A 23,613-nucleotide genomic window follows, 5' to 3' on the forward strand; every position below is an offset into this window, starting at 1 on the left:
GATCCCGCACGGCCGCGTCACACCTGCACGGTCGTCACGGGCAGCGTCGAGTCCGCGCCCACGTCGAGGCTCGACGGGCCGTGGCCGGCCGCGATGAGGCGACTCGCGACGCTCGCGATCATCGCGCCGTTGTCGGTGCACAGCGACAGCGGCGGGATGCGCAGGGTGACGCCGGCGGCATCCGTGCGCTCCGTCGCGAGCTGACGGATGCGGGCGTTCGCGACGACGCCGCCGCCGAGCAGCAGGCGCGGGATGCCGTGGTCGGCGCACGCCGCGAGCGCCTTCGTGAGCAGCACGTCGGCGACCGCCTCCCGGAAGCTCGCCGCGACATCCGCGATCGGCACCTCGACGCCCGCGTCGCGTCTCTGCTCGACCCAGCGCGCGACCGCCGTCTTGAGCCCGGAGAACGAGAAGTCGTAGCGGTGCGCCGCCAGGTCTTTCGGCAGGCTCAGCCCGCGCGGGAACCGGATGGCGCGCGGGTCGCCGCCGACCGCGGCGCGGTCGATCTGCGGGCCGCCCGGGTAGGGCAGGCCGAGCAGCCGGGCGACCTTGTCGAAGGCCTCCCCCGCCGCGTCGTCGATCGTCTCGCCGAGCAGCTCGACGTCGCTCACCAGGTCGCGCACGAGCAGCAGGCTCGTGTGGCCGCCCGAGACGAGCAGCGCGATCGTCGGGGTCTCGAGCGGCGCCCCGCTCAACAGGTCGGCGCCGACGTGGCCGACGAGGTGGTTCACCGCGTAGAACGGCTTGCCCGTCGCGACGGCGAGCGCCTTCGCGGCGCCGATGCCGACCATGAGGGCGCCCGCGAGTCCCGGGCCGCTCGTCACGGCGATCGCGTCGAGCTCGTCGAGTCGCACGTCCGCCTCGGCGAGCGCCGCCCGCAGCGTCGGCTCGAGGGCCTCGAGGTGGGCGCGGGCCGCGACCTCGGGCACGACGCCGCCGTAGCGGGCGTGCTCGTCCATGGAACTCGCGATGACGTTCGCGAGCAGTTCGGTGCCGCGCACGATGCCGACGCCGGTCTCGTCGCAGCTCGTCTCGATGCCGAGCACGAGCGGCCCGCGCGCGCTCACGCCAGCACCGCCTTCATCACGAGGGCGTCGACGTCGTCGGGCTGGTAGTAGCGCGGGCGCACGGCGATGCCCTCGAAGCCGAGGCTCGCGTAGAGCGACTGGGCGATCGGGTTGTCGGCGCGCACCTCGAGGAACAGCTCGCGCACGCCGCGCTCACGCGCCTCGGCGAGCAGCGCGCGCATGAGCGCCCGGCCGCGTCCGGTGCCCCGCACGGATGCCGCGACCGCGATGGTCTGGATGTCGCCGTCACGCCCGCCGCGCGGCGCGAGCAGGCCGCCGTAGCCGACGATCGCGGGCCGGGGCCCGGGGCGGGTGGTGTCGGGACGGGTGGTCTCGAGACGCCGGCTCGCTGCGCTCGCGGGCTCCTCGACCAGCGGGGCAGGGCTCGCTGCGCTCGCGGGCTCCTCAGCGACCCCGTCGGCTCGACCCGCATCCGCTGGTCGAGGAGCGCCCGAGCGCAGCGAGGACGCGTCTCGAGACCACTCATCCGCCGAAGGACCCGTGGTGGTCTCGAGACGCCGACTCGCTCCGCTCGCGGGCTCCTCGACGAGCGGGGTGCGGCTCGCTGCGCTCGCGGGCTCCTCGGCTCGACCCGCATCCGCCGGTCGAGGAGCGCCCGAGCGCAGCGAGGACGCGTCTCGAGACCACTCATCCGCCGAAGGACCCGTGCTGGTCTCGAGACGCCGACTCGCTCCGCTCGCGGGCTCCTCGACCAGCGGGGCAGGGCTCGCTGCGCTCGCGGGCTCCTCAGCGACCCCGTCGGCTCGACCCGCATCCGCCGGTCGAGGAGCGCCCGAGCGCAGCGAGGACGCGTCTCGAGACCACTCGTTCACCGAAGGACCCGTGGTGGTCTCGAGACGCCGACTCGCTCCGCTCGCGGGCTCCTCGACCAGCGGGGCAGGGCTCGCTCCGCTCGCGGGCTCCTCGACCAGCGGGGCAGGGCTCGCTCCGCTCGCGGGCTCCTCGACCAGCGGCGGGAGGCGATCGAGCGGGGGGAGGTCCTCGTCGACGAGGTAGTAGGTGTGGGCGCTCGCGAGGTCGGACGCCATCGCCTCGCGGCTCCAGGCATCCGTCGTGAACGTGGCCTCCTCGATCGCCATGATCGCGTCGAGGTCGTCGAGGCTCGCCGGGCGCAGCATCAGCTCACCCGCTTCGGGCCGGCGCTCGGCGTGACGTCGGGGGAACGGAGGTACAGCGGCTCGTCGTGTCCGCCCGACTGCGCCGCGAACGGGCGGCGCGCCGCGTACAGCGCCTCGGCGAGCAGGCCGAGCGACCCGGCCGGGATCACCGGAGCGTCGACGCGGCGCACGCCGGCCGGCAGCTCGTCGGGCTTCGCCAGGGCGGGACCCCCGACGCGCGTCGGGAAGCCCTGGGCGTCGGGCGCGCCGTAGCGCGACCAGTACAGCTCGCGGCGGCGGGCGTCCGTGACGACGAGGAGCGGCTCGGCGTCGCCCGCGAGGGCGCGCGCGAAGGCGACCGCGTCGTGGCTCACGAGCGGCACGACGGGCTTGCCGACGCCGAACGCGAACGCACGCGCGGCCGCGATGCCGACCCGCAGTCCCGTGAACGGACCCGGCCCCATTCCGGCGACGACGCCGGAGAGCGCGGCCGGGGCGACATCCGCTTCCTCGAGGGTCTCCCGGATCAGGCGGCCGATGACCTCGGCGTGGCTGCGGGTGTCCGCGACGGTGCGCTCGGAGAGGATGCCGCCGTCACGATCGACGACAGCGACGCTCGTGCCTGCGGAGGTATCGATCGCGAGCAGCACGCGTCTACGGTACTGGCGGAGAAGCTCGGCGGCTGAGAAGGGGGGCGGCCGAGCAGGGGGCGTGGCTTCGAGACGCGGGCTCGCTGCGCTCGCGCGCACCTCAGCCAGCGAGGCGGCGCGCTCCTCAGCCGGCGGGGGCGAGATCCAGGCCGGCCCAGCGCGGGCCATGGCCGGTGATCGTGACCGTGCGGGGCTCGGCATCCGACTCCGCCTCGCCGCCGTGCGGACGCTCGATCGCGAGCTGCAGCCAGTCGTCGGCGACCCCGTCGAGCTTGCCGGCACCCCACTCGACCACGACGATCGAGCCCGGCCAGTCGATGTCGAGGTCGCCGAGCTCCAGGGCGCTCGAGAGGCGGTAGGCGTCGACGTGCACGAGCGGCGCGCCGCCCGCCTCTCGCGGATGCGTGCGCGCGAGCACGAAGGTCGGGCTCGTCACCGCCCCGCGCACGCCGAGTCCCGCGCCGAGGCCCCGCGTGAAGGTGGTCTTGCCCGCGCCGAGCTCGCCGTCGAGCGCCACGAGGTCGCCGGCGCGCAGCTCCCGGGCGAGCCGGGCGCCGAGCGCCTCCATCTCATCCGGGGTCGCGATCGTGAGCACGACCGGGGTCACGGCAGGTACCGCCGCGGCACCCTCGCGCCGATGCGGGTGACGATCTCGTAGTCGATGGTGCCCGCGGCATCCGCCCAGTCCACGGCGCCGGGCACGCCCGCCGCGGGGTCGCCGAACAGCACGATCTCGTCGCCGACCCGCACCTCGGCGTCGCCGACGTCGACCACGAACTGGTCCATGGCGACGCGTCCGCTCACCCGGAAGGTCTCCCCCGCGATGCTCACCGGCGCGGCGTTCGAGGCGTGCCGCGGGATGCCGTCCGCGTAGCCGAGCGGAACGAGCACGAGCGTGGTCGCGGCATCCGTCACGTACGTGTGGCCGTAGCTCACGCCGGCCCCCGCGGGCACCCGCTTGACCGCCGCGGCGCGCGCGACGAGGGTCATCGCCGGCGTGAGGCCGAGGTCCGCGCTCGTCGCGCCCGGCACCGGGGACAGGCCGTACGAGCCGATGCCGATGCGCACCATGCCGAACCGGCTCTCGGGCACGGCGAGCGCTCCGCAGGTCGCGGCGAGGTGCGCGACCTCCGGGTCGAGGCCGCGCTCGGCGGCGAGCGACAGGGCGCGCTCGAACGCCGCGACCTGCTCGAGGTCGGCATCCTCGTCGGTGTTCGCGAGGTGGCTGAAGACGCCGCGCACGTGGATCGCGCCGCGCCGCTCGAGCTCGGCGGCGCGGGCGAACAGCGCATCCCAGTCCGCCTCGACGGCGCCGTTGCGGCTCAGGCCGGTATCGACCTTGAGGTGCACCTCGGCGCGCCCGACAGCGGCCGCGACGCCCTCCAGCTGCTCGAGGAAGTTGACGCCGATGTCGATGTGCCGGGCGATGCCCGCCGCGAAGTCCGCGTCGGGCCCGTGCAGCCAGGTCAGCACGGGCACGGCGATGCCCGCGTCGCGCAGGGCGAACGCCTCCTCGAGCTCGACGACGCCGAGCCACTCGGCGCCGCCCGCGAGCTGGGCGTGCGCGGCGCGGATCGCGCCGTGCCCGTAGCCGTCGGCCTTGACGATGCCCATCACCGGCACGCCCACGGCGGCGCGGATGGTCGCGACGTTGCGCGCGATCGCGCCGAGATCGACGCGCGCCTCGCGCAGCGCGGCGCCGGTCGTCCCGACGGATGCCGCGCTCACGCCGACTCCAGCACGACGTTCGCGATCGCGAGGCCCGCGTCGTGCGACATCGACAGGTGCACGCGCGCGACGCCGCGCGCGTCGGCGAGAGCGCGGGCGGCGCCGCTCAGCTCGAGGGACGGGTCGCCGTGCTCGTTCGACACGACCTGCATGTCGTGCCAGCGCACCCCGGTCGCGTCGCCGAGAGCCTTCATGAGCGCCTCCTTCGCGGCGAACCGGCCGCCCAGGGAGCGCAGCGACAGCTCCCGTCCTCGCGGGCGCTGCTCGGCATCCGTGAACAGGCGCGCGCGCAGCGCCGGCGTGCGGTCGAGGGCACGCTCGAAGCGCCGCAGGTCGACGACGTCGATCCCGATGCCCACGATCACGCGCGCTCCCTCCGTTCCGTCGACCCTACCCAGCGCGCCGCCCCCGCCCCGCCCCGCCCCGCCCCGGCCCCGCCCCGCCCCGCCCGGGAACGGATTTCACGGATGATCGCGCATTCCGCCCGCTGTGCGCCGCCCACCGTGTGACTCGCACCCCCGTTATCCGTGAGATCCGTTGTGCGCGGGGCGCAGGCGCGGGGGCGGGGGCGCGGGGACTGGGGCGCGGGGGCGCAGGCGCGGGGACTGGGGCGCGGGGCGCGCGGGCTGGGGGGGTTACTCGACCGTGACGGACTTGGCCAGGTTGCGCGGCTGGTCGACGTCGAGGCCCTTCGCGGCCGCGAGCTCCATGCCGAAGATGTGCAGCGGCGCGACCGCGAGCAGCGGCTCGAACAGCGGGGCGGCCAGCGGGATGCGGATCGCCTCGTCGACGAACGGCAGCACCGAGACGTCCCCGGCCTCGACGATCGCGATGACGCGCGCGCCGCGGGCCTTGATCTCCTGGATGTTGCTGAGCACCTTCTTCTGCAGGCCGCCCGCGTCGCGGGGGCTCGGCACGATCACGAACACGACCTGACCGGGCTCGATGAGCGCGATCGGCCCGTGCTTGAGCTCGCCCGCCGCGAAGCCCTCCGCGTGGATGTAGGCGAGCTCCTTAAGCTTGAGCGCGCCCTCGAGCGCGATCGGGTAGCCGACGTGGCGGCCGAGGAACAGCACGGATTGGGTGTCCGTCATCCAGCGCGCCAGCTGGCGGATCTCCGGGCCGTTCTCGAGCACGGTCGCGAGCTTGCCGGGCACCGCCTGCAGCTCGGCGAGCTGGGCGGCCAGGCCCGCGTCGTCGAGCGTGCCCCGCACGGTCGCGAGGTGCAGGCCGAACAGGTAGAGCGCCGTGATCTGCGCGACGAACGCCTTCGTCGACGCGACCGCCACCTCGGGGCCGGCGTGCGTGTAGACCACGCCGTCCGACTCGCGCGGGATCGTCGAGCCCTGCGTGTTGCAGATCGACAGGGTCTTCGCGCCCTGCTCCCCCGCGTACTTGACGGCCATGAGCGTGTCCATCGTCTCGCCCGACTGGCTGATCGAGACGACCAGGGTGCGCCCGTCGAGGATCGGGTCGGAGTAGCGGAACTCGTGGCTCAGGGCGACCTCGACCGGCACGCGGGTCCATTTCTCGATCGCGTACTTGCCGACGAGCCCCGCGTAGGCCGCCGTGCCGCACGCGATGATCGTGATCCGGTCGATGCCGGCGAGCACGTCCTCGCCGAGGGCGTCGAGCTCGGGCAACAGGACGCGGCCGTCGACGACGCGGCCCATGAGGGTCTTCGCGACCGCCTCGGGCTCCTCGCTGATCTCCTTCGCCATGAAGCTCGACCAGCCGCCCTTCTCGGCCGCCGAGGCGTCCCAGGCGATGTCGAACTCCTTCATCGGCACGACGACGCCGTCGAAGTCGGTGACGACGACGGCATCCGCGGTGATCGTGACGATCTGGTCCTGGCCGATCTCGGCCGCGCGGCGGGTGTGCTCGACGAACGCCGCGACGTCGGAGCCGAGGAAGTTCTCGCCCTCCCCGAGGCCGATCACGAGCGGCGAGTTGCGGCGAGCGCCGACCACCACGCCCGGCGCGTCGCTGTGCACGACGAGCAGCGTGAAGGCACCGTGCAGCCGGCCGACGACGCGGCGCAACGCCTCGGTGAGGTCGCCGGTCTCGCGGTACTGCTCGCCGACGAGCAGCGCCGCGACCTCGCTGTCGGTGTCGCTCGTGAACACCGCCCCGCGGTCCAGCAGCTCCTGCTTGAGCTCGGCGAAGTTCTCGATGATGCCGTTGTGGATGAGCGCGAGCCGGCCGTCGTCGCCGAGCTGCGGATGCGCGTTGCGGTCCGTCGGGCCGCCGTGCGTCGCCCAGCGGGTGTGCCCGATGCCCGTCGCGCCGTCCCGGATGGGGTGCGCCGCGAGCTCGTCGGCGAGCACCTGCAGCTTGCCGCTCTTCTTGCGCACGCCGAGGGCGCCGTCCGGGTCGAGCACGGCGACGCCCGCGGAGTCGTAGCCGCGGTACTCGAGCCGCTTGAGTCCGCCCATGAGCACGCCCAGGGTCCGCTCGCCGCCGACGTAGCCCACGATCCCGCACATGGAATCCGAGTGTACGGGCGCGCGCCTGGGCGAGGCCGGGGGCGCTCCGTCGCCGGATGCGGTGTGCCCGTTTCGCATACTGGAGTTCGTGCGCCCGGGTGCACGAACTCCAGTGCGCGAAACGGAACACGACCGGGGGTCTAGGCTCGTGCCGATGCCCGAGACCGTCGCGCACGCGACCCCGTTCCAGGAGATCCCGCGCGCGGACTGGGCGGCGCTCGCGCAGGCGTCCGAGTCGCCGCTCACCGAGCTCGAGCTCGTGCAGCTGCGCGGCATCGGCGACCTGCTCGACCTGCGCGAGGTCGCCGAGGTCTACCTGCCGCTCTCGCGCCTGCTCACCCTCTACGCCTCGGCGGCCCGCCGCCTGCACGCCGACACGACGCGCTTCCTGGGCACCGCATCCGTCTCGACGCCGTTCGTGATCGGCGTCGCGGGCAGCGTCGCGGTCGGCAAGTCGACGATCGCGCGACTGCTGCGCGAGCTCATGTCGCGCTGGCCGGAGAGCCCGCACGTCGAGCTCGTGACGACCGACGGCTTCCTCTACCCGAACGCGGAGCTCGAGCGTCGCGGCCTCATGGATCGCAAGGGCTTCCCGGAGTCGTACGATCGTCGCGCGCTGCTGCGTTTCGTCTCACAGGTGAAGAGCGGCGTGCCGGAGGTGCGCGCGCCGTTCTACTCGCACCTCGCCTACGACATCGTGCCGGATGCCGAGGTCGTCGTGCGCTCTCCCGACGTGCTCATCGTCGAGGGCCTCAACGTGCTGCAGCCCGTCGCCCCCGGCCAGCGGCTCGCGGTGAGCGACCTGTTCGACTTCTCCGTCTACGTCGACGCGCGCACCACGGACATCGCGGGCTGGTACGAGGACCGCTTCCTGCGGCTGCAGCGCGGCGCGTTCGCGAACCCGAAGTCGTTCTTCCACCGCTTCGCGTCGCTCACCGAGGATGAGGCGCGAGCCCGGGCGCGCTCGATCTGGCACGCGATCAACGAGCCCAACCTGCTGCAGAACGTGCTGCCGACCCGGGCCCGGGCGACGCTCGTGCTGCGCAAGGGCGCCGATCACGCCGTGTCGAGCGTGCTCCTGCGCAAGATCTGAGCGCTGCGATCTGAGCGCTACGAGCGGTGCTTCGCCGAGTTCCACTTGATGCGGTCGGTCGCCGAGTAGAGCACGAGCTTGCCGGTGTTGGTGACGACCGCGCGGTTCGCGCCCGACTTCGCGCCGGCGGTCTTCCAGACGGCGTGGTTGCGCGCGTCGTAGGCGACGAGCACGCCGTCGCTGCGCAGCTTGACCTTGACCGCCTTCACCCGCGCGGTCGTCCAGGCGACCCGCTTGCTCCAGCGGTCGAGAACGGCCGCCTTGCCCGTCTTCGTGACGACGAGACGGTACTGCCCATTCGTCGACACGAGCTCCGTGCCGCGCATGGTGACGCCGCGCGCGAGCGCGTTGGGCGAGATGCTGCGCACGGTCGTCGGCAGTGTCGCGGCCTGGCTCACGGGCAGGTAGCCGGGCGCGCTCGCCACCGCGGTGAGCGCGACCGTGCGGCCGACATCCGCTCCGGTGAGCCGGTACGCGGGACCGGTCGCGTTCGCGATCGGCGAGCCGTCGCGCGTCCACTGGTAGCTGAAGACCGGTTGCACCGGCGCCCAGGCGCCCGTCGTCGAGGTGAGGATCGAGTTCTGCCGCGGTGCGCCGGCGATGCCGAGCGGAGGCTGCACGGCGAACGGGTCCCGGGAGTCGGCCGTGAACTGGAGCTGCACGTCGCCGCCGGGGATCGCCGCGCCGCTCGCGTCGACGGGCGTGAACACCGACGAGTACTGCGTGCCATCCGGCACCCCCGCGGGGATCTGCACGCTGAACGAGAACGTCGCGGTGCCGCCCGTGATGACGGACGGCTGCTTCTGCACCGCCGGGGTCGTGCCGTCGAGCCAGCCCGGACCCGCGACCGCCGAGGCGGCGCCCTTGACCCTGAGCTGCAGTCCGCTCCACGCCGTGTCGCCGGTGTTGAGGTACGTCAGGGTGACCCACTCGGTCGACCCGGGCTTCACGAACGACCCGGATGCCGGCTGCGCCCTGGTCGCATCCGCCCACACGGTCTGCCCGAGCGCCCGCGCCCGCCAGGACGGGAACGATGCCGACACGCTCGCGTCCTTGAGGTGCACGAAGCCGCTCGGCCAGGTGCCCGCGCTCGCGTCGACGATGCGGTAGGCGAAGTCGCCGAGATAGTTGTCCTCGGAGACCACGATGCGGGTGGGTGAGACGACCCGCTCGACGACGGAGACGTGCCCGACGGAGCCGGCGCCGTCGTGGCCGGCGTCCCACCAGGCGATCGAGCCGACCGTGGGCGTGCGGTCGGTGATGTCGGCGTTCGAGAGCCCCCACGCGTTCGCGTTGCCGTTGCCGTCCCACGGGCGCACGCTCGACATCCCCGCCGAGATCAGCCGGTACGCGGCGTAGTTCGTGCAGTTGTGCCCGGAGACCATGCGCCAGTACTCCACGCTCGATGCGCCGGGATAGCCGTACGCGCTCTTGCCCTGGGCCTCGCACGCCGCGTACCCGCGGCACTGGATCGCGCCCGGCCCGGCATAGGCCGGTGCGGCGCCGAGCAGAACGGATGCGGCGAGCGCGGCGGCCGCGACCGTCGCGACGAGCGCGCGCCTCACGTCGTGGTCTTCCATTTCTGCTTGCCGGCGCTCGTGTACAGCACGAGCTTTCCCGTCGTGGAGAGTCCGAGGCGCACGGCCTTCGACTTCTTCGTCTTCGACTGCCAGACCACCCTGCCGCTTCGGGCGTAGGCGACGAGGTTGCCGTCGCTGCGCAGTTTGAGCTTCACGGCCCCGATCTTCCTGGTCGACCAGGCGACCTTCGCGGTCAGCCGGTTGACGACCGCGATCTTGCCGCTCGTCGTGACGCCGGCGCGATACACCCCGTTCGCCGACACGAGCTGCTGACCGACGACGGTGCGCCCTCCGGCGGTGAGCGACGAGGGCCACCGGGAGGCCACGACCGCGGTCGGCGCGCTGCTCTGCGTGACCGGGATGTAGCCGTCGGCGCTGCCGGTGATCGCGAGCGCGACGCGGTGGGTGACATCCGCCGCCGTGAGCGTGTACGCCCAGGTGTTCGCGCCGGGGATCGCGACGCCGTCGCGCGTCCACTGGAACGCGATCGACGGCACGACCGGCGCCCACGCGCCGACGGATGCCGTGAGGGTCTGGCCCTCGCGGGCGGCCCCGGCGAGCGTCGGCGGCGGCGCGACGGTGAACGGGTCGCGGGAGTCGGTGACGAACCCGAGAGTGGCCTTGCCGCCCGGCATCCACCCGGATGCCGGGCTCACCGGCTGCAGGACCGTCGAGGACGTCGTGCCGTCCGGCACCCCCGCGGGCGCCTGGACGGCGAACACGTACGACGCGATCCCGCCGATGTCGACACTCGCCTCGCGCTGCTGCCCGACGCGATCGGGGGTCGGCCACCCGGAGGCGATCGGGGGCGCCGGGTCGAACGGCGTGCCGAGCGACGTGCCGACCCACGCGGCCGAGCCGAGGTTCTGGTAGCGAACGTTCACCCACGCCGTCGCTCCGGGCTTGACGTAGCCCTCGGGCAGTGGCGTCGTGAGCGTCGCATCCGTGTACATCGTCTGGTCGACGAAGCGTCCCGACCAGGCGGCCACGCCGGCGGCGAGGCCCGGCTCCTGGCGGTGGATGAACCCGGTCGGCCAGTGCGGGTCGGCGGCCGTGATGACCTTCCAGTAGAAGTCGCCGCCGTAGTTGTCCTCGGAGACGACGATCGTCGTCGGCGAGAGCACCGCCTCGACGAAGGCGACGTGGCCGGCGGCGCCGGAGCCGTTCGTGTTCGCGTCCCACCAGGCGATCGCGCCGGCCGAGGGGACCGCGTCGTTCGGCAGGTAGTGCCCCCACGCGTTCGCGTTGCCGTTGCCCGTCCAGGGACGGGTGCGCGACGCGCCCGCCTTGATGAGCAGGAACGCGGCGTAGTTCGTGCAGTTGTGCCCGGGGACCATGCGCCAGTAGCCCGCGGTGCGCGTCGAATAGCCGTGGTTCGTCATGCCGAGCGCCGTGCACCCGGCGTAGCCCTGGCACAGCACGGCGCTCGTCGGCGCCGACGCGAGGGCAGCGGATGCCGCGGGCGCGCCCGCGACGAGGGTGCCGACCGCGAGCGCGATCGTGGCGAGCGCGGCCGCGAGGGCGCGCTTCGAGAGCTGGTGGTGCATCGACTCATTCCCCGACAGATGACGGTTCGAGTATGCGCGACAATCGCCCGGCAGTCGAGCGCCCCGCCGGTCGAGGAGTGCCCCGCGCTGGTCGAGGAGTGCCCGACCCCGCTGGTCGAGGAGTGCCCGAGCGAAGCGAGGACACGTCTCGAGACCACCGCCCGCCACCCGAAACCGTCGTGGTCTCGAGACGTCAGCTCGCTGCGCTCGCGGACTCCTCGACCAACGGGGAGCCCCGCTGCGCTCGCGGACTCCTCGACCAACGAGGGAAGACTCCACCCCCAACGCTGGTCGAGGAGTGCCCGACCCCGCCGGTCGAGGAGTGCCCGACCCCGCTGGTCGAGGAGTGCCCGAGCGAAGCGAGGACACGTCTCGAGACCACCCCCCGCCAACGAAACCGTCGTGGTCTCGAGACGTCAGCTCGCTGCGCTCGCGGACTCCTCGACCAACGAGGAAAGACTCCACCCCCAACGCTGATCGAGGAGTGCCCGAGCGAAGCGAGGACACGTCTCGAGACCACCGCCCGCCACCCGAAACCGTCGTGGTCTCGAGACGTCAGCTCGCTCCGCTCGCGGACTCCTCGACCAACGGGGAGCCCCGCTCCGCTCGCGGACTCCTCGACCAACGAGGGAAGACTCCACCCCCAACGCTGATCGAGGAGTGCCCCGCGCTGGTCGAGGAGTGCCCGACCCCGCTGGTCGAGGAGTGCCCGAGCGAAGCGAGGACACGTCTCGAGACCACCGCCCACCCCCCGAAACCGTCGTGGTCTCGAGACGTCAGCTCGCTGCGCTCGCGGACTCCTCGACCAACGGGGAGCCCCACTCCGCTCGCGGACTCCTCGACCAACGGGGAGCCCCGATCCGCTCGCGGACTCCTCGACCAACGGGGAGCCCCGCTCCGCTCGCGGACTCCTCGACCAACGGGGAGGGGCCCGCCGCGACGTCAGACCGAGAGCCGCGCCTCCACGAGCGCCGCGAGCCGCTCGGCGATCTCCCGTGCCCGGGCCTCGTCGGCCGCCTCGACCATGACGCGCACCATCGGCTCGGTGCCCGAGGGACGCAGCAGCACGCGGCCGGTGTCGCCGAGCTCCGCGGTCGCCGCGGCCACGGCATCCGCGATCTCGGCGTCGGCGGCGAGGGCCGCGCGGTCGACGCCGCGCACGTTGACCATCACCTGCGGGAACACCGTCATGACGCTCGCGAGCTCGGCGAGCGACCTGCCCTGCCGGGCCATCTCGGACACCAGGTGCAGGCCGGTGAGGATGCCGTCGCCGGTCGTCGCGAACTCGCTCATGATCACGTGCCCGGACTGCTCGCCGCCGAGCGAGTAGCCGTGCTCGTCCATCGCCTCGAGCACGTAGCGGTCGCCGACCGCCGTCGTGACGACCCGGATGCCGTGCTCGGCCATCGCGCGGTGCAGGCCGAGGTTCGACATCACGGTCGCGACGAGCGTGTCGTCGGCGAGGGCTCCGCGCTCCTTCATCGCGATCGCGAGGATCGCCATGATGCGGTCGCCGTCGACGGTGTTGCCGTCCGCGTCGATCGCGAGGCAGCGGTCGGCGTCGCCGTCGTGGGCGATGCCGACGTCGGCACCGAGCTCGAGCACGGTGCGGCGCAGCAGGTCGAGGTGGGTCGATCCGACGCCGTCGTTGATGTTGTGGCCGTCGGGGTCCGCGCCGATGACGGTGACGAGCGCGCCGGCATCCGTGAACACCTCGGGGCTCACGCCGCTCGCCGCGCCGTGAGCGCAGTCGAGCACGACGTGCAGTCCGTCGAGCCGATGCGGCAGGGTCGACAGCAGGTGCACGACGTAGCGGTCCTCGGCATCCGCGAAGCGACGGATGCGGCCGACCTCGAGCCCCGTCGGGGCGAGCTTCGGCTGGTCGAGCGCCGCCTCGATGCGGTCCTCGACGATGTCGGGCAGCTTGACGCCGCCCACGGCGAAGAACTTGATGCCGTTGTCCGGCGCCGGGTTGTGCGACGCCGAGATCATCACGCCGAAGTCGGCGCGGATGTCCTGGATGAGGAACGCCGACGCCGGGGTCGGGATGACCCCGGCGTCGTAGACGTCCACTCCCGAGCTCGCGAGCCCGGCCATGACGGCGGTCGCGATGAACTCGCCCGAGACCCGCGGGTCGCGCGCGACGACGGCGAGCGGGCGCCGGCCGGAGGCGCGGCGCCCGTCGGCGAAGCGCCCCTGGCCGAGCACGACCGCGGCGGACTGGGCGAGGCCCATCGCCAACTCGACGGTGATGTCCTGGTTGGCGAGACCCCGCACGCCGTCCGTGCCGAACAGGCGAGGCATGGCGGATGCCGGCTCGCGCGTCAGCGCTTCGAGAACTGCGACGCCTTGCGGGCCTTCTTGAGACCGGCCTTCTTGCGCTCGATGACGCGAGCGTCACGGGTGAGGAAGCCGGCCTTCTTGAGCGCGGGGCGGTTGTTCTCGCGGTCCACCTCGTTGAGCGAGCGCGCGATCGCGAGGCGCAGCGCGCCGGCCTGGCCCGAGGGGCCGCCGCCGGTGATCTTCGCCGTCACGTCGTAGGCGCCGACGAGGCCGAGCACGGTGAACGGGTCGGTGATGAGCTGCTGGTGCAGCTTGTTCGGGAAGTAGTCCGTGAGCGCGCGGCCGTTGACCGTGAACTCACCGGTGCCGGGCTTGATGCGGGCGCGGGCGATGGCCTCCTTGCGGCGGCCGACGGCGCTGCCGGAGACGTTGAGCACCGCGCGGGGCGTGCTGGGAGCCGCGCCCGCGGGGGTCTCGGTGGAGTACGACGAGGGGGTCTCGCCGACGATGTCGGAGATCTGGGCCACTGTTCAGTCCTTCAGTCTGTCCGGCGCTTACTGAGCGACCTGGGAGAGGGTGTACGTCTTGGGCTGCTGCGCAGCGTGGGGGTGCTCGGGGCCGGCGTAGACCTTGAGCTTGGTGAGCTGGTCGCGGCCGAGCGAGTTCTTCGGCAGCATGCCGCGCACGGCCTTCTCGACGGCACGCGTCGGGTGCTTCTCGAGCAGCTCGGCGTAGCCGGTCGCCGAGAGGCCGCCCGGGTAGCCCGAGTGACGGTAGGCGAGCTTCTTCTGGAGCTTCTGGCCGGTGAGGGCCACCTTCTCGGCGTTGACGACGATGACGAAGTCGCCGCCGTCGACGTGCGGGGCGAAGGTCGGCTTGTGCTTGCCGCGGAGCAGGGCGGCGACGTGGCTCGCGAGGCGACCGAGCACGACATCCGTCGCGTCGATCACGAGCCACTCGCGCTTCAGGTCCGCCGGCTTGGGGGAGAACGTGCGAGTCACAGGTGTACTGCTTTCTGGTCGAGTGAGGAGTTCGTGAATCCCGCTCCCGTCGCGCGTTCCGATCACGCCATGCGCTCTGCACAATGCTGACCGGAACCCGCCGTCGGAGGGCTCTTCTCGAGTGCTGCCGTGCGAACGGGCCGCAGGCACCAACGAGCTACTCTAGACCACCGGATGCCCCGGCGCCACCCGCGCGATCACGGCTTCGCCGTGCACAGCACCTGTGGGCTCGCCCAGATTCCCGTCGTCGGAAGCCACAGGTCATAGTTTCCCGGCAGGGTCAGGATGAGACTCAGTTCCGAAACCCCCGTCACGTCGAGAGTGATCGGCTCCGGTGCATCGCCCGGCCACAGGTCGTCGTACTCGATCTCGTCCTGGGCGTCGAGTCGCGCCGTGAACCCGATGTTCTGCAACTCGTCGCCGCCGTCGAGCACCGCGCGCGCCGCCTGAAAGCTCACGCAGCGTCCGCCCAGGCGCCACAAGCTGCCCCGCACGGTGTCGGATCGAATGGTGGTGTACCCGCGGCCCGACATCTGCGAGCCTGAAACCAGCCCGGACTTCGCGCTCAGTGAACCGGATGTGCCGGTCGCCGCGAGCGCGCTGTCGAGGGAGAACCAGGAATACGTCGCGACCTGCACAAGCGCCGAGTACACCTTCGTCGATGACGTTCCCGAGGTGATGCGGAAGCTGTAGTTGCGCACTCCGGCGCTCGGCATCGCGATCGTGACCGTCGCGTGGCCAGTGGCATCGAAGGTTGTCGCGGGTGCCGCGGACGTCCACGTCGTGGATCCGTCCTTCTGGTAGTAGAGCCCCGCCTCCGTGCCGGCGCGGGCCGGGCTCGCGGTGCCGGTGAAGGTCACGGTCTGACCCACCATCACTATCCCAACCGCGCTGGAGGTGATGGCGACCGCGTCGGACAGCGAAAGGGCGACGAGCGCGGAATTGCTCTCGGCGGCACTGAGACTCTTCGATCCGCGGAACACGGCTCGGAACTCGGCCGTGCCGACGGCCATTGGTGCGGCGCTTATCGCGAAGGACCCGTCCCCTCCAACGAGCCCCGTCGAGATCGTCGCCCAACTCTTCGCTGCACGCGCAAGTTCGCTCGACCCGAATCGCACCTGGAGTTCGAGCGGTGAGCCCACCAGGGGCGCGGTGGCGGTCCCGCTCACAAGCACGGGGTCGCCCGCGTTGAGCGCGGACGCCGACGTCCCGGTGATTCGGAGCCCCTGCGCCACCACGATACGGCGCACGGTCGACGAACTCGATCGGTACTTCGCGCTCCCCTTGTAGAGAACCCTCGTGTCGACGTTGGCGGAAAGGGGCTGGGTCTTGAACGAGGCTTTGCCTCGTTTGTCGGTGCGCACGCGCGCGATCGTGATCCAGGCCGTGGACTCGACCGGACGCATCTGCACAACGACGCGAACACGCTTGAGCGCCCTGTTGCCGGGCTTGAGCTTCACCCGGGCCGCAACGATCGCTGACCCTCCGGCCGTGACCGAACGGGTGACTGACGCCGATGTAGAGGTGGCAATTTTCCGGGTTTTCGCGTCCGCTGTCGGCACAACACCGCCGACCACAAGTAGCCCCGCCATGAGCAGGCTGAATCCCACCCGGGTGAAGGTCGGGATGCGTGACCGGGATGCAAACATGACAGACCTTCCGTGGATTGGCCCTCATTCGATCAGTACACGCAGGTGCGGCGCGTCCCCGCTTTAGAGTGCTGGTCATAGTGGTGTCCCCCACCCAGGGCGCAACTGAAGTGAGGGCCACCGTCATCCGCGCGCACGCTCCCGTGAGCGCATCTCCGGCTCAGCGATCGACGAGCCCGTATCGCGGTCGGACGGCTTCGCCGCTGGTGCCGATCATCTCGCCGAGAGCGCGCCAGGAAGTGTTCATCTCGCGCGCCTGCCGAGCGGCGGCGGCGAGCCTCACGGCCATGAGCGGCGACATGAGTCGGTCGAATTCCCCTGGGGCAGGGTTTGGTCGTCATGTGCGCAACTCGGGCAGCGCGCGAATCGCATGCACCGATCGTTCCACTCTGGCATCGGCCGTTGTCCGCCATGTCGTGATCGAGGCAGATTGCCTCGCGCATTCGCCATCGCGGTCCGTCTTACGAATTGTGCGACACTTGGTTGATGACAGCCACGATCACCTTCCGCCCCGATGAAGACGCGCGCCTCGCGCTGCAAGAGCTCACCGCCGACGGCACTCCGACATCGACCGCCGTTCGCAGTGCCCTGATCGAGGCTGCCGCCCGACACGGCAAGGCTAGGCTTCGCGCCGAAGCAGAAGCGCTGGCGGCGGATCCGCACGACCGCGCCGAGGCCGCACAGGTGCTGCGTGACCTGGAGACGCTTCGTGCGTGGTGACGTGCTCTGGTTGCGCGCACCCCGCGGCACGACCGGGCACGAGCAGCGCGGCGCCCGATATGCCGTCGTCGTGCAGTCCGACGACCTGCACCCGCTCTCGACGTGGCTGGTCGCGCCCACGTCGACGTCGGCGAGACCCGCAAGCTTCCGCCCGTCCATCGACCTCAACGGAACCCCGACCCGAGTGCTCGTAGAGCAGACCTCCGCCGTCGACCCAGGTCGACTGGGCGAGCAGGTCGGGCATCTGAGCGTCGACGAACTTCGCGCTGTCGAGGCGGCGCTGCGCCTCGTGCTCTCAGTCTGACGGATGCCGCGGCGTCACCGGCTCGCGCATCGCGCGGGTCTGCAGCGCGCGGGCGGCGAGCTCGCCGTCTGGCGGGTAGCCGACCTCGACGAGCGTGAGGCCCTTCGCGGGCGCGACGATGAACGCGCTCGTGCGCTCCCGGGCGTCGCGGAGCGCCCGCACGTCGTCGCCGCCGAGCCGCGCAGCGCCGACCGCGATGCTCGCGCCGACGAGCGCGCGCACCATGCTGTGGCAGAACGCGTCGGCGCGCACCGTGGCCACGAGCACGCCGGTGCCGGGCTCGCGCCGCCAGGCGAACTCCTGCAGGGTGCGGATCGTCGTCGAGCCCTCGCGTGGCCGGCAGAACGCCGCCCAGTCGTGCAGTCCGACGAGCTCGGATGCCGCCGCCGCCATCGCGTCGACATCGAGCAGCACGGGGTGGGTGACGACGAACGCGCGGGAGAGCGGATCGCGCGGCGCCGCGGTATCCGCGACCCGGTACTCGTACCGGCGCCACACCGCGGAGAACCGCGCGTCGAAGCCCTCGGGCGCGACCCGGGCGCCGCGCACGACGACGTCGCTGTCGAGCCCGAGGATGCCGTTGACGCGGCGCACGAGCGCCGCCGGCCCGTCCTCCTTGAGGCTCGCGAGCTGGGCTGCGGTGAGGTCGAGGTGCGCGACCTGGCCGGTGGCGTGCACGCCGGCATCCGTTCGCCCCGCGACCGTCAGCCGCGGCGGCTCGCCGTGCCGGCGGACGATCGTGGCGAGGGTCTCCTCGAGCACGCCCTGCACGGTGCGCAGCGCCGGCTGCCGTCCCCAGCCCGCGAACGCGGTGCCGTCGTAGGCAATGTCGAGACGGATGCGCGTGCCCGAGATGCGGGTCTCCGACAGGGGCAGCGCAGAGCCGCGGCGCTCAGACAAGCTCGAACCTCACGCCGAGCGCCCGGTAGGTCTCCGCCGCGCGACGGTCGCGGCTCAGCAGCAGGGCGTCGTGCTCGCGCGCCGTGGCCCCGACCAGGGCGTCGTAGACGCCTCCGCCCGCGATGCCGACCCGGACCAGCTCGGCGAGCAGTGCGCTCGCGCCCTTCGCGCTGAGCTGTCGGCTCCGCGGGAAGTCGGTGGCGATCAGCCGCTGCGCCGCCGCGGGACTCAGCCGCTGCGGCCTCGGCAGCCGGGTGAGCACGGAGTAGGTCTCGTGCATCGCGTGGCCGGCGAGACCGATCGCCGCGCCGGACACCCGCGCGAACGTGGCCTCGTGGCCCGGATGGTCGGGCTGCACGAGGGCGATCGCGACGCTCGTGTCGACGAGCAGGTCGGCCGTGCTACCTCTGGTCGCCAAGGCGGAGCTTCCTGACCTGCTCGTCGTCGACGTAGCCGCCCGGCGGAAGGGTCAGCAGACCGTCGCGCTCGACGAGCTCGTCGCTCGCGAGCGGCACGACGCGCAGTTCGGCGTTCGCCACCACGATCTCGACCGGCCCCTCGGTCAGGCCGAGCTCGTCGCGCAGCGACTTCGGCACGACGATCCGGCCGGCCTTGTCGATGGTGGTGCGCATGGCAGGAGATTACCATCCGCACTGGCAGCGGGCTGGTCATGAGCTCCGCGCGCGGTTCGCCGCGACGTTCCGTCCATCGGCCGCGCCGCCTACGCTGGACCTGCCGCCTCCCACCGGCCCCCTCCCTGATGACGATCACCGCCGAGATCCCCCGCCCCGTCGCCGCCACGACCCCGCCCGCGACGGGTCGCACCCGCATCCCGGGCCTCGACGGCATCCGCGCGCTCGCGGTCATCGCCGTGCTCGTGTTCCACCTGCTGCCCGGTGCACTGGACGGCGGCTACATCGGCGTCGACGTGTTCTTCGTGCTCAGCGGGTTCCTCATCACCGGACTGCTGCTGCGCGAGCGCGACCGGTCGGGCGGCATCCGCCTGCGCCGGTTCTGGCAGCGGCGCGCGCGCCGGCTGCTGCCCGCGCTCACGGCGGCGGTGCTGGCCTGCTCCGCGGCGGCGTTCCTGGTCGGCGGCGACGTGCTCGTCGACCTCTGGCGGCAGGTGCTCGGCGCCGCGACGTTCAGCTACAACTGGCTCGACGTGCTGCGCGGCGGCGACTATTTCGACGACGCCAGCCCGGAGCTGTTCCGCAACCTGTGGTCGCTCGCCGTCGAGGAGCAGTTCTACGCGCTCTGGCCGATCGCCGTGCTCGGGCTCTGCCTGGTGCGCTCGCGCCGGCTGCGCGTCGGCCTGAGCCTCGGCGTCGCCGCGGCATCCGCGGGCGCGATGCTGCTGCTCTCGCTGCTCGGCGCGGACGGCTCCCGCGTCTACTACGGCAGCGACACGCACGCGTTCGGCCTCGCCCTCGGCGCCGCAGCGGCCTTCGCGCTCGACGCGCGACCCGCCGGCGGATGGGGCGCCCGCCTTCGGCGCGGCGTCGCGATCGCGGGCGGCGTCGCGCTGCTCGCGCTCGTGCTGCTCGCGCGGATGCTGCCCACCGACGGCCCGGTCGTGTACCGCGGCGGCCTCGTCGGGGTCGCCGTGCTCGCGACCGCGTTCGTCGTCTCCGTCGCCGTGCCGGGCGCCCCGCTCGGCCGCGTGCTCGACCTCGCGCCGCTGCGCTGGATCGGCGAGCGCTCGTACGGCATCTACGTCTGGCACTGGCCCGTGCTCGTGCTCGCCCTCGCGTGGGTGCCGGCGTTCGACTTCGACCCGCAGGGCCGGATCGTGCTCGCCGTCGGCGTGACGCTCATCGCGGTCGCCGCGGCGGCGATCTCCTACCGCTGGCTCGAGGTGCCGATCCGCGAGCGCGGCCTGCGCGCCACGGCGAGCGCGTGGGCGGATGCCGCCCGCGGCTCGCGCGGCGGTCGCGGTGCCGCGATCACGGCATCCGTCGTCGTGTTCGCCCTCGCCACGATGGCGTGCCTCGGCCTGCTGACGGCACCCGCGCGCACCTCGACGGAGGCGGCGATCGCGGCGGGCCAGGCGGCGATCGCGACGCACGGCTCCGACTCGCGGGACGGCGGCGCACCCGCACCGGGGGCGCTCGCACCGGGCCAGGCCGCGACGGACGAGGCGACGGCCGCGCCGCTGCAGGCGGCATCCGGGCCGATCACCGGCGACCAGATCACGGCCATCGGCGACTCGGTGATGCTCGCGGTCGCCCCCACGCTCGAGGCGGGACTGCCCGGCATCTCGATCCACGCGTCCGTGGCACGGCAGGCGGCGAAGGGGCCGACGATCGCCGAGAAGCTGCGGGCGCGCGGTGAGCTGCGCTCCGTGCTGCTCATCGGTCTCGGCACGAACGGCGTCGTGAGGGCCGCGGACCTCGACGCGATGATCGCGGCGGCGGGCCCGGGCGCGCGCGCCGTGCTCGTGAACACGCAGGCTCCGCGCTCGTGGGTCAAGGGCGTCAACGCGACGCTCCGGAAGTACGCCGCCGCGCGTCCGGGCGTCGTCGTCGCCGACTGGCACGGGGCCATCCACGGCAAGCTGTCGTACCTCGGCCCGGACCGGATCCATCCGGGCGGGCCGAGGGGCGGCACGGTCTACCTGCGGGCCGTGCGCGCGGCGCTCACGGAGCTCGAGGCGGGCGGCTGACCGGGCCTCAGCGCTCGGTGACCGTTCCCCACAGGCGTGCGATCGGCTTCACGACCGCCGGCTTCACGAGCGTCCACGTCGCCACGAGCACGGCGATCGAGACCGCGAACACGGCGAACCCCGCCCACGACACCTCGTCGGTTCCCCAGTACATGTGGCCGAGGTTGCGCAGCGCGCCCGTCGCGAGCACGAGGGTGACGTGCACGATCGTGAAGCCGACGAAGTAGACCATCACGGGGAAGTGCACGGCGCGTGCGAGCGGCTCCGGGAACGCGCGGCTCGCGCGCGTCCAGCGCTCGGACCAGGCGGATGACATCCGCAGCCCGGTGACGAAGGCGAGCGGCGCCGCGACGAACACCGTGAGAGCGTAGCTGAGCAGCTGCAGCGCGTTGTAGTTCGCCCAGCCGTTCTCGGTCGGCCAGTCGAGCGAGGCGTACTGCAGGCCCGCCGAGATCGCGTTCGGCACGATGTCCCAGCTCGTGGGCACGATGCGCACCCACTGACCGGTCGCGAACAGCAGCACGACGTACACGACGCCGTTCGCGATCCAGAGCGCGTCGACGGTGAGGTGCAGCCAGAGGTGGATCGACATCCGGCGCGGGGCCGCCCGTGTGCGGACGAAGCGGGTGTTGTCGCGCTGCCAGAACATCCTCGGGCGCTGCCTGGCGCGCAGCGTGAGGCCGGTGCGCACGAGAGCCACGAGGAAGAACGCGTTGAGGAAGTGCTGCCAGCGCAGCCACGCGGGGAAGCCCACGGGCGCGTCGTCGGGCAGCTCGCTGTGACCGGGATAGGTCGTGAGGAAGTCGGCGACCGCCGGCTGCGCCCGCAGCCAGTGGGCGAGCAGCACGACGAGCGCGGCCACGACGATGAGCGCGGGAACCAGCCAGATCAGGCGGCCCCAGCGGCGCTGCAGGAACGGGCGATCGCCCTTTCCGGCCGGGCCGCGGGCGGCGGTCGTCATGCGTTCTCCATCGTGCGATGCGGCCCGCCCGGGATCGGGTGAGCGGATGCCGCGGCCACCATCCTGGCAGATCGCGCGGCCGCGGCGACCGGGTCCGAGGTCCCGGGATGCGACGAGGCCCGGCGGGTGAACCCGCCGGGCCTCGATCGTGGTGCTCGCTGTGGCAGCGCGGAGGCGTTACTTCGCCTCGTCCTCCGCGGGGGCCTCGGTCGCGTCCTCGGCGGCCTCCTCGACGACGGGCGCGTCCTCGACGACGGTCGCGTCCTCGACGGGGGCGTCCTCGGCGATCTCGGCGGCGTCCTCCGCGGGCGCCTCCTCGGCGACCGGCGCGGCCGGCGTCGCGGCGGGCTTCGCCTTCTTCGCCTTCGGGGTCACGGGCTCGAGCACGAGCTCGATCTGCACCATGGGGGCGTTGTCGCCCTTGCGGAAGCCGAGCTTCGTGATGCGCGTGTAGCCGCCCTCGCGCTCCGCGACGAGCGGGGCGATCTCGGTGAACAGCTCGTGCACGACGCTCTTGTCGCCGATGACCGCGAGCACGCGGCGACGCGAGTGCAGGTCACCGCGCTTCGCGAACGTGATGAGGCGCTCGGCGACGGGACGCAGGCGCTTGGCCTTCGTCTCGGTCGTCTTGATGCTCTTGTGCGTGAAGAGCGCTGCGGCGAGGTTGGCGAGCAGAAGACGCTCGTGCGCGGGGCCGCCTCCGAGGCGGGGTCCCTTGGTGGGGGTGGGCATTGTCGTATCTCCAGGTGGTGAAAGTCGGTCCGGCTAGGCGAGTGCCGCCGGATCAGGCCTCGTCGTCGTCGTAGCCGCCGTAGAAGTGGGCGCCGTCGAAGCCGGGCACCGAGTCCTTCAGCGAGAGTCCCATCTCGACGAGCTTGTCCTTGACCTCGTCGACCGACTTCTGACCGAAGTTGCGGATGTTCATGAGCTGCGTCTCCGAGAGGGCGACGAGCTCCGACACCGTGTTGATGCCCTCGCGCTTGAGGCAGTTGTAGCTGCGCACGCTGAGGTCGAGGTCCTCGATCGGCATGCTCAGCTCGTTCGAGAGCACGGCGTCGACGGGCGCCGGACCGATCTCGATGCCCTCGGCCGCGGTGTTGAGCTCACGGGCGAGGCCGAACAGCTCGACGAGCGTGCGGCCGGCCGACGCGATCGCGTCGCGCGGGCTGATCGCCGGCTTCGTCTCGACGTCGACGACCAGGCGGTCGAAGTCGGTGCGCTCACCGGCACGCGTCGCCTCGACGCGGTAGGTGACCTTGAGCACGGGCGAGTAGATCGAGTCGACCGGGATCTGGCCCGACTCGCTGAACTCGCTGCGGTTCTGCGTCGCGGAGACGTAGCCGCGGCCGCGCTCGATGGTGAGCTCGAGCTCGAACTTGGCCTTGTCGTTGAGCGTCGCGATGACGAGCTCCGGGTTGTGGATCTCGACGCCCGCGGGGGCCGAGATGTCCGCGGCGGTGACCTGACCGGCGCCCTGCTTGCGCAGGTAGGCGGTGATGGGCTCGTCGTGCTCGCTCGAGACGACGAGGCCCTTGATGTTCAGGATGACCTCGACGACGTCCTCCTTGACCCCGGGGATCGTGGAGAACTCGTGCTGGATGCCGTCGATGCGGATGCTCGTGACCGCCGCGCCCGGGATGGACGACAGCAGGGTGCGGCGAAGCGAGTTGCCGAGCGTGTAGCCGAAGCCCGGCTCGAGCGGCTCGATGACGAACCGCGAGCGGAACTCGGAGATGGTCTCTTCTGCCAGGGTGGGGCGCTGTGCGATGAGCACGGTGGGTTCCTTTCGCAGAGCCTCCGCTATATGAGGACTCTGTTAGACGAGCGCTGGGTTAGACAAGCACTGGGAGATCAGCCGGTG

Annotated in this window: 23 protein-coding genes; 4 read left to right on the forward strand and 19 right to left on the reverse strand. The window is 72.3% G+C overall.

What is annotated here, in order from left to right:
• Positions 1-17 precede the first annotated feature (17 nt).
• The 7 genes from tsaD to glmS all read right to left on the reverse strand — a co-directional run bounded on the left by tsaD (position 18) and on the right by glmS (position 7,049).
• Complete coding sequence (gene tsaD, locus QT381_RS00295) at positions 18-1,067, reverse strand: tRNA (adenosine(37)-N6)-threonylcarbamoyltransferase complex transferase subunit TsaD (protein WP_289246575.1); 1,050 nt, start codon at positions 1,065-1,067, stop codon at positions 18-20.
• Positions 1,064-2,206 (reverse strand): GNAT family N-acetyltransferase, encoded by a 1,143-nt coding sequence (locus tag QT381_RS15780; protein ID WP_502877391.1) that lies wholly within the window; start codon positions 2,204-2,206, stop codon positions 1,064-1,066. Before QT381_RS15780 ends, tsaD begins: the two co-directional genes overlap by 4 nt.
• Positions 2,206-2,835, reverse strand: a complete 630-nt coding sequence (tsaB, locus tag QT381_RS00305; RefSeq protein WP_289246576.1) for a tRNA (adenosine(37)-N6)-threonylcarbamoyltransferase complex dimerization subunit type 1 TsaB — start codon at positions 2,833-2,835, stop codon at positions 2,206-2,208. Before tsaB ends, QT381_RS15780 begins: the two co-directional genes overlap by 1 nt.
• A gap of 124 nt (positions 2,836-2,959) precedes the next feature.
• Entirely contained in the window at positions 2,960-3,403 is a 444-nt protein-coding gene (gene tsaE, locus QT381_RS00310) for a tRNA (adenosine(37)-N6)-threonylcarbamoyltransferase complex ATPase subunit type 1 TsaE (RefSeq protein ID WP_289246856.1), read from the reverse strand.
• Between the two features lie 35 nt (positions 3,404-3,438).
• Positions 3,439-4,563: an alanine racemase gene (gene alr, locus QT381_RS00315; RefSeq protein WP_289246577.1), complete on the reverse strand. Its 1,125-nt coding sequence runs from the start codon at positions 4,561-4,563 to the stop codon at positions 3,439-3,441.
• Entirely contained in the window at positions 4,560-4,928 is a 369-nt protein-coding gene (locus tag QT381_RS00320) for a holo-ACP synthase (RefSeq protein WP_289246579.1), read from the reverse strand. Before QT381_RS00320 ends, alr begins: the two co-directional genes overlap by 4 nt.
• 270 nt (positions 4,929-5,198) lie before the next feature.
• Positions 5,199-7,049, reverse strand: a complete 1,851-nt coding sequence (glmS, locus tag QT381_RS00325; RefSeq protein ID WP_289246581.1) for a glutamine--fructose-6-phosphate transaminase (isomerizing) — start codon at positions 7,047-7,049, stop codon at positions 5,199-5,201.
• A gap of 154 nt (positions 7,050-7,203) precedes the next feature.
• On the opposite strand from glmS, the gene coaA reads away from it, so the two are divergent.
• Positions 7,204-8,142: a type I pantothenate kinase gene (gene coaA, locus QT381_RS00330; protein ID WP_289246582.1), complete on the forward strand. Its 939-nt coding sequence runs from the start codon at positions 7,204-7,206 to the stop codon at positions 8,140-8,142.
• 17 nt (positions 8,143-8,159) lie between these two features.
• Here the strand turns inward: coaA and QT381_RS00335 are convergent, their stop codons facing one another.
• From QT381_RS00335 to QT381_RS00360, 6 genes are all read right to left on the reverse strand, one after another.
• Positions 8,160-9,722, reverse strand: a complete 1,563-nt coding sequence (locus QT381_RS00335; protein WP_289246583.1) for a CHAP domain-containing protein — start codon at positions 9,720-9,722, stop codon at positions 8,160-8,162.
• Positions 9,704-11,269, reverse strand: coding sequence for a CHAP domain-containing protein (locus QT381_RS00340; protein WP_289246584.1), 1,566 nt, complete (start codon positions 11,267-11,269; stop codon positions 9,704-9,706). Before QT381_RS00340 ends, QT381_RS00335 begins: the two co-directional genes overlap by 19 nt.
• Before the next feature lie 942 nt (positions 11,270-12,211).
• The gene (glmM, locus tag QT381_RS00345; RefSeq protein WP_289246585.1) at positions 12,212-13,573 is read right to left on the reverse strand and encodes a phosphoglucosamine mutase; all 1,362 of its coding nucleotides are present in this window, start codon (positions 13,571-13,573) and stop codon (positions 12,212-12,214) included.
• A gap of 20 nt (positions 13,574-13,593) precedes the next feature.
• Complete coding sequence (rpsI, locus tag QT381_RS00350; protein ID WP_289246587.1) at positions 13,594-14,079, reverse strand: 30S ribosomal protein S9; 486 nt, start codon at positions 14,077-14,079, stop codon at positions 13,594-13,596.
• Between the two features lie 27 nt (positions 14,080-14,106).
• Positions 14,107-14,553 (reverse strand): 50S ribosomal protein L13, encoded by a 447-nt coding sequence (rplM, locus tag QT381_RS00355; protein WP_289246589.1) that lies wholly within the window; start codon positions 14,551-14,553, stop codon positions 14,107-14,109.
• A gap of 197 nt (positions 14,554-14,750) precedes the next feature.
• Entirely contained in the window at positions 14,751-16,163 is a 1,413-nt protein-coding gene (locus QT381_RS00360; RefSeq protein WP_289246590.1) for a hypothetical protein, read from the reverse strand.
• 525 nt (positions 16,164-16,688) lie between these two features.
• On the opposite strand from QT381_RS00360, the gene QT381_RS00365 reads away from it, so the two are divergent.
• Together QT381_RS00365 and QT381_RS00370 are read left to right on the forward strand one after the other, a co-directional pair.
• Positions 16,689-16,922, forward strand: coding sequence for a hypothetical protein (locus tag QT381_RS00365; protein ID WP_289246592.1), 234 nt, complete (start codon positions 16,689-16,691; stop codon positions 16,920-16,922).
• Positions 16,894-17,226, forward strand: coding sequence for a type II toxin-antitoxin system PemK/MazF family toxin (locus tag QT381_RS00370; RefSeq protein ID WP_289246593.1), 333 nt, complete (start codon positions 16,894-16,896; stop codon positions 17,224-17,226). Before QT381_RS00365 ends, QT381_RS00370 begins: the two co-directional genes overlap by 29 nt.
• On the opposite strand, the gene truA is transcribed toward QT381_RS00370, so the two are convergent.
• Genes truA through QT381_RS00385 form a run of 3 tightly spaced genes read right to left on the reverse strand, consistent with a single transcriptional unit; the run spans position 17,218 to position 18,758 of the window.
• Positions 17,218-18,126, reverse strand: a complete 909-nt coding sequence (truA, locus tag QT381_RS00375) for a tRNA pseudouridine(38-40) synthase TruA (protein WP_289246594.1) — start codon at positions 18,124-18,126, stop codon at positions 17,218-17,220. The genes QT381_RS00370 and truA overlap by 9 nt on opposite strands.
• Positions 18,119-18,544, reverse strand: a complete 426-nt coding sequence (locus QT381_RS00380; protein ID WP_289246595.1) for a type II toxin-antitoxin system VapC family toxin — start codon at positions 18,542-18,544, stop codon at positions 18,119-18,121. The genes truA and QT381_RS00380 overlap by 8 nt, the downstream gene beginning before the upstream one ends.
• Positions 18,528-18,758, reverse strand: coding sequence for an AbrB/MazE/SpoVT family DNA-binding domain-containing protein (locus tag QT381_RS00385; protein ID WP_289246596.1), 231 nt, complete (start codon positions 18,756-18,758; stop codon positions 18,528-18,530). Before QT381_RS00385 ends, QT381_RS00380 begins: the two co-directional genes overlap by 17 nt.
• A gap of 128 nt (positions 18,759-18,886) precedes the next feature.
• Here QT381_RS00385 and QT381_RS00390 point away from each other — a divergent pair, with 128 nt between their 5' ends.
• The gene (locus QT381_RS00390) at positions 18,887-20,791 is read left to right on the forward strand and encodes an acyltransferase family protein (RefSeq protein ID WP_289246597.1); all 1,905 of its coding nucleotides are present in this window, start codon (positions 18,887-18,889) and stop codon (positions 20,789-20,791) included.
• 7 nt (positions 20,792-20,798) lie between these two features.
• On the opposite strand, the gene QT381_RS00395 is transcribed toward QT381_RS00390, so the two are convergent.
• From QT381_RS00395 to QT381_RS00405, 3 genes are all read right to left on the reverse strand, one after another.
• Positions 20,799-21,752 (reverse strand): cytochrome b/b6 domain-containing protein, encoded by a 954-nt coding sequence (locus tag QT381_RS00395; protein ID WP_289246598.1) that lies wholly within the window; start codon positions 21,750-21,752, stop codon positions 20,799-20,801.
• Positions 21,753-21,929: 177 nt separating this feature from the next.
• Positions 21,930-22,484 carry a 50S ribosomal protein L17 gene (rplQ, locus tag QT381_RS00400; protein WP_289246600.1) on the reverse strand — a complete coding sequence of 185 codons (555 nt, stop codon included), beginning with the start codon at positions 22,482-22,484 and terminating at the stop codon, positions 21,930-21,932.
• 52 nt (positions 22,485-22,536) lie between these two features.
• Complete coding sequence (locus tag QT381_RS00405; RefSeq protein WP_289246601.1) at positions 22,537-23,526, reverse strand: DNA-directed RNA polymerase subunit alpha; 990 nt, start codon at positions 23,524-23,526, stop codon at positions 22,537-22,539.
• Positions 23,527-23,613: the final 87 nt, after the last annotated feature.

This window comes from Galbitalea sp. SE-J8, assembly GCF_030345695.1.
In the GTDB taxonomy this organism is placed as follows: domain Bacteria; phylum Actinomycetota; class Actinomycetes; order Actinomycetales; family Microbacteriaceae; genus JAUASV01.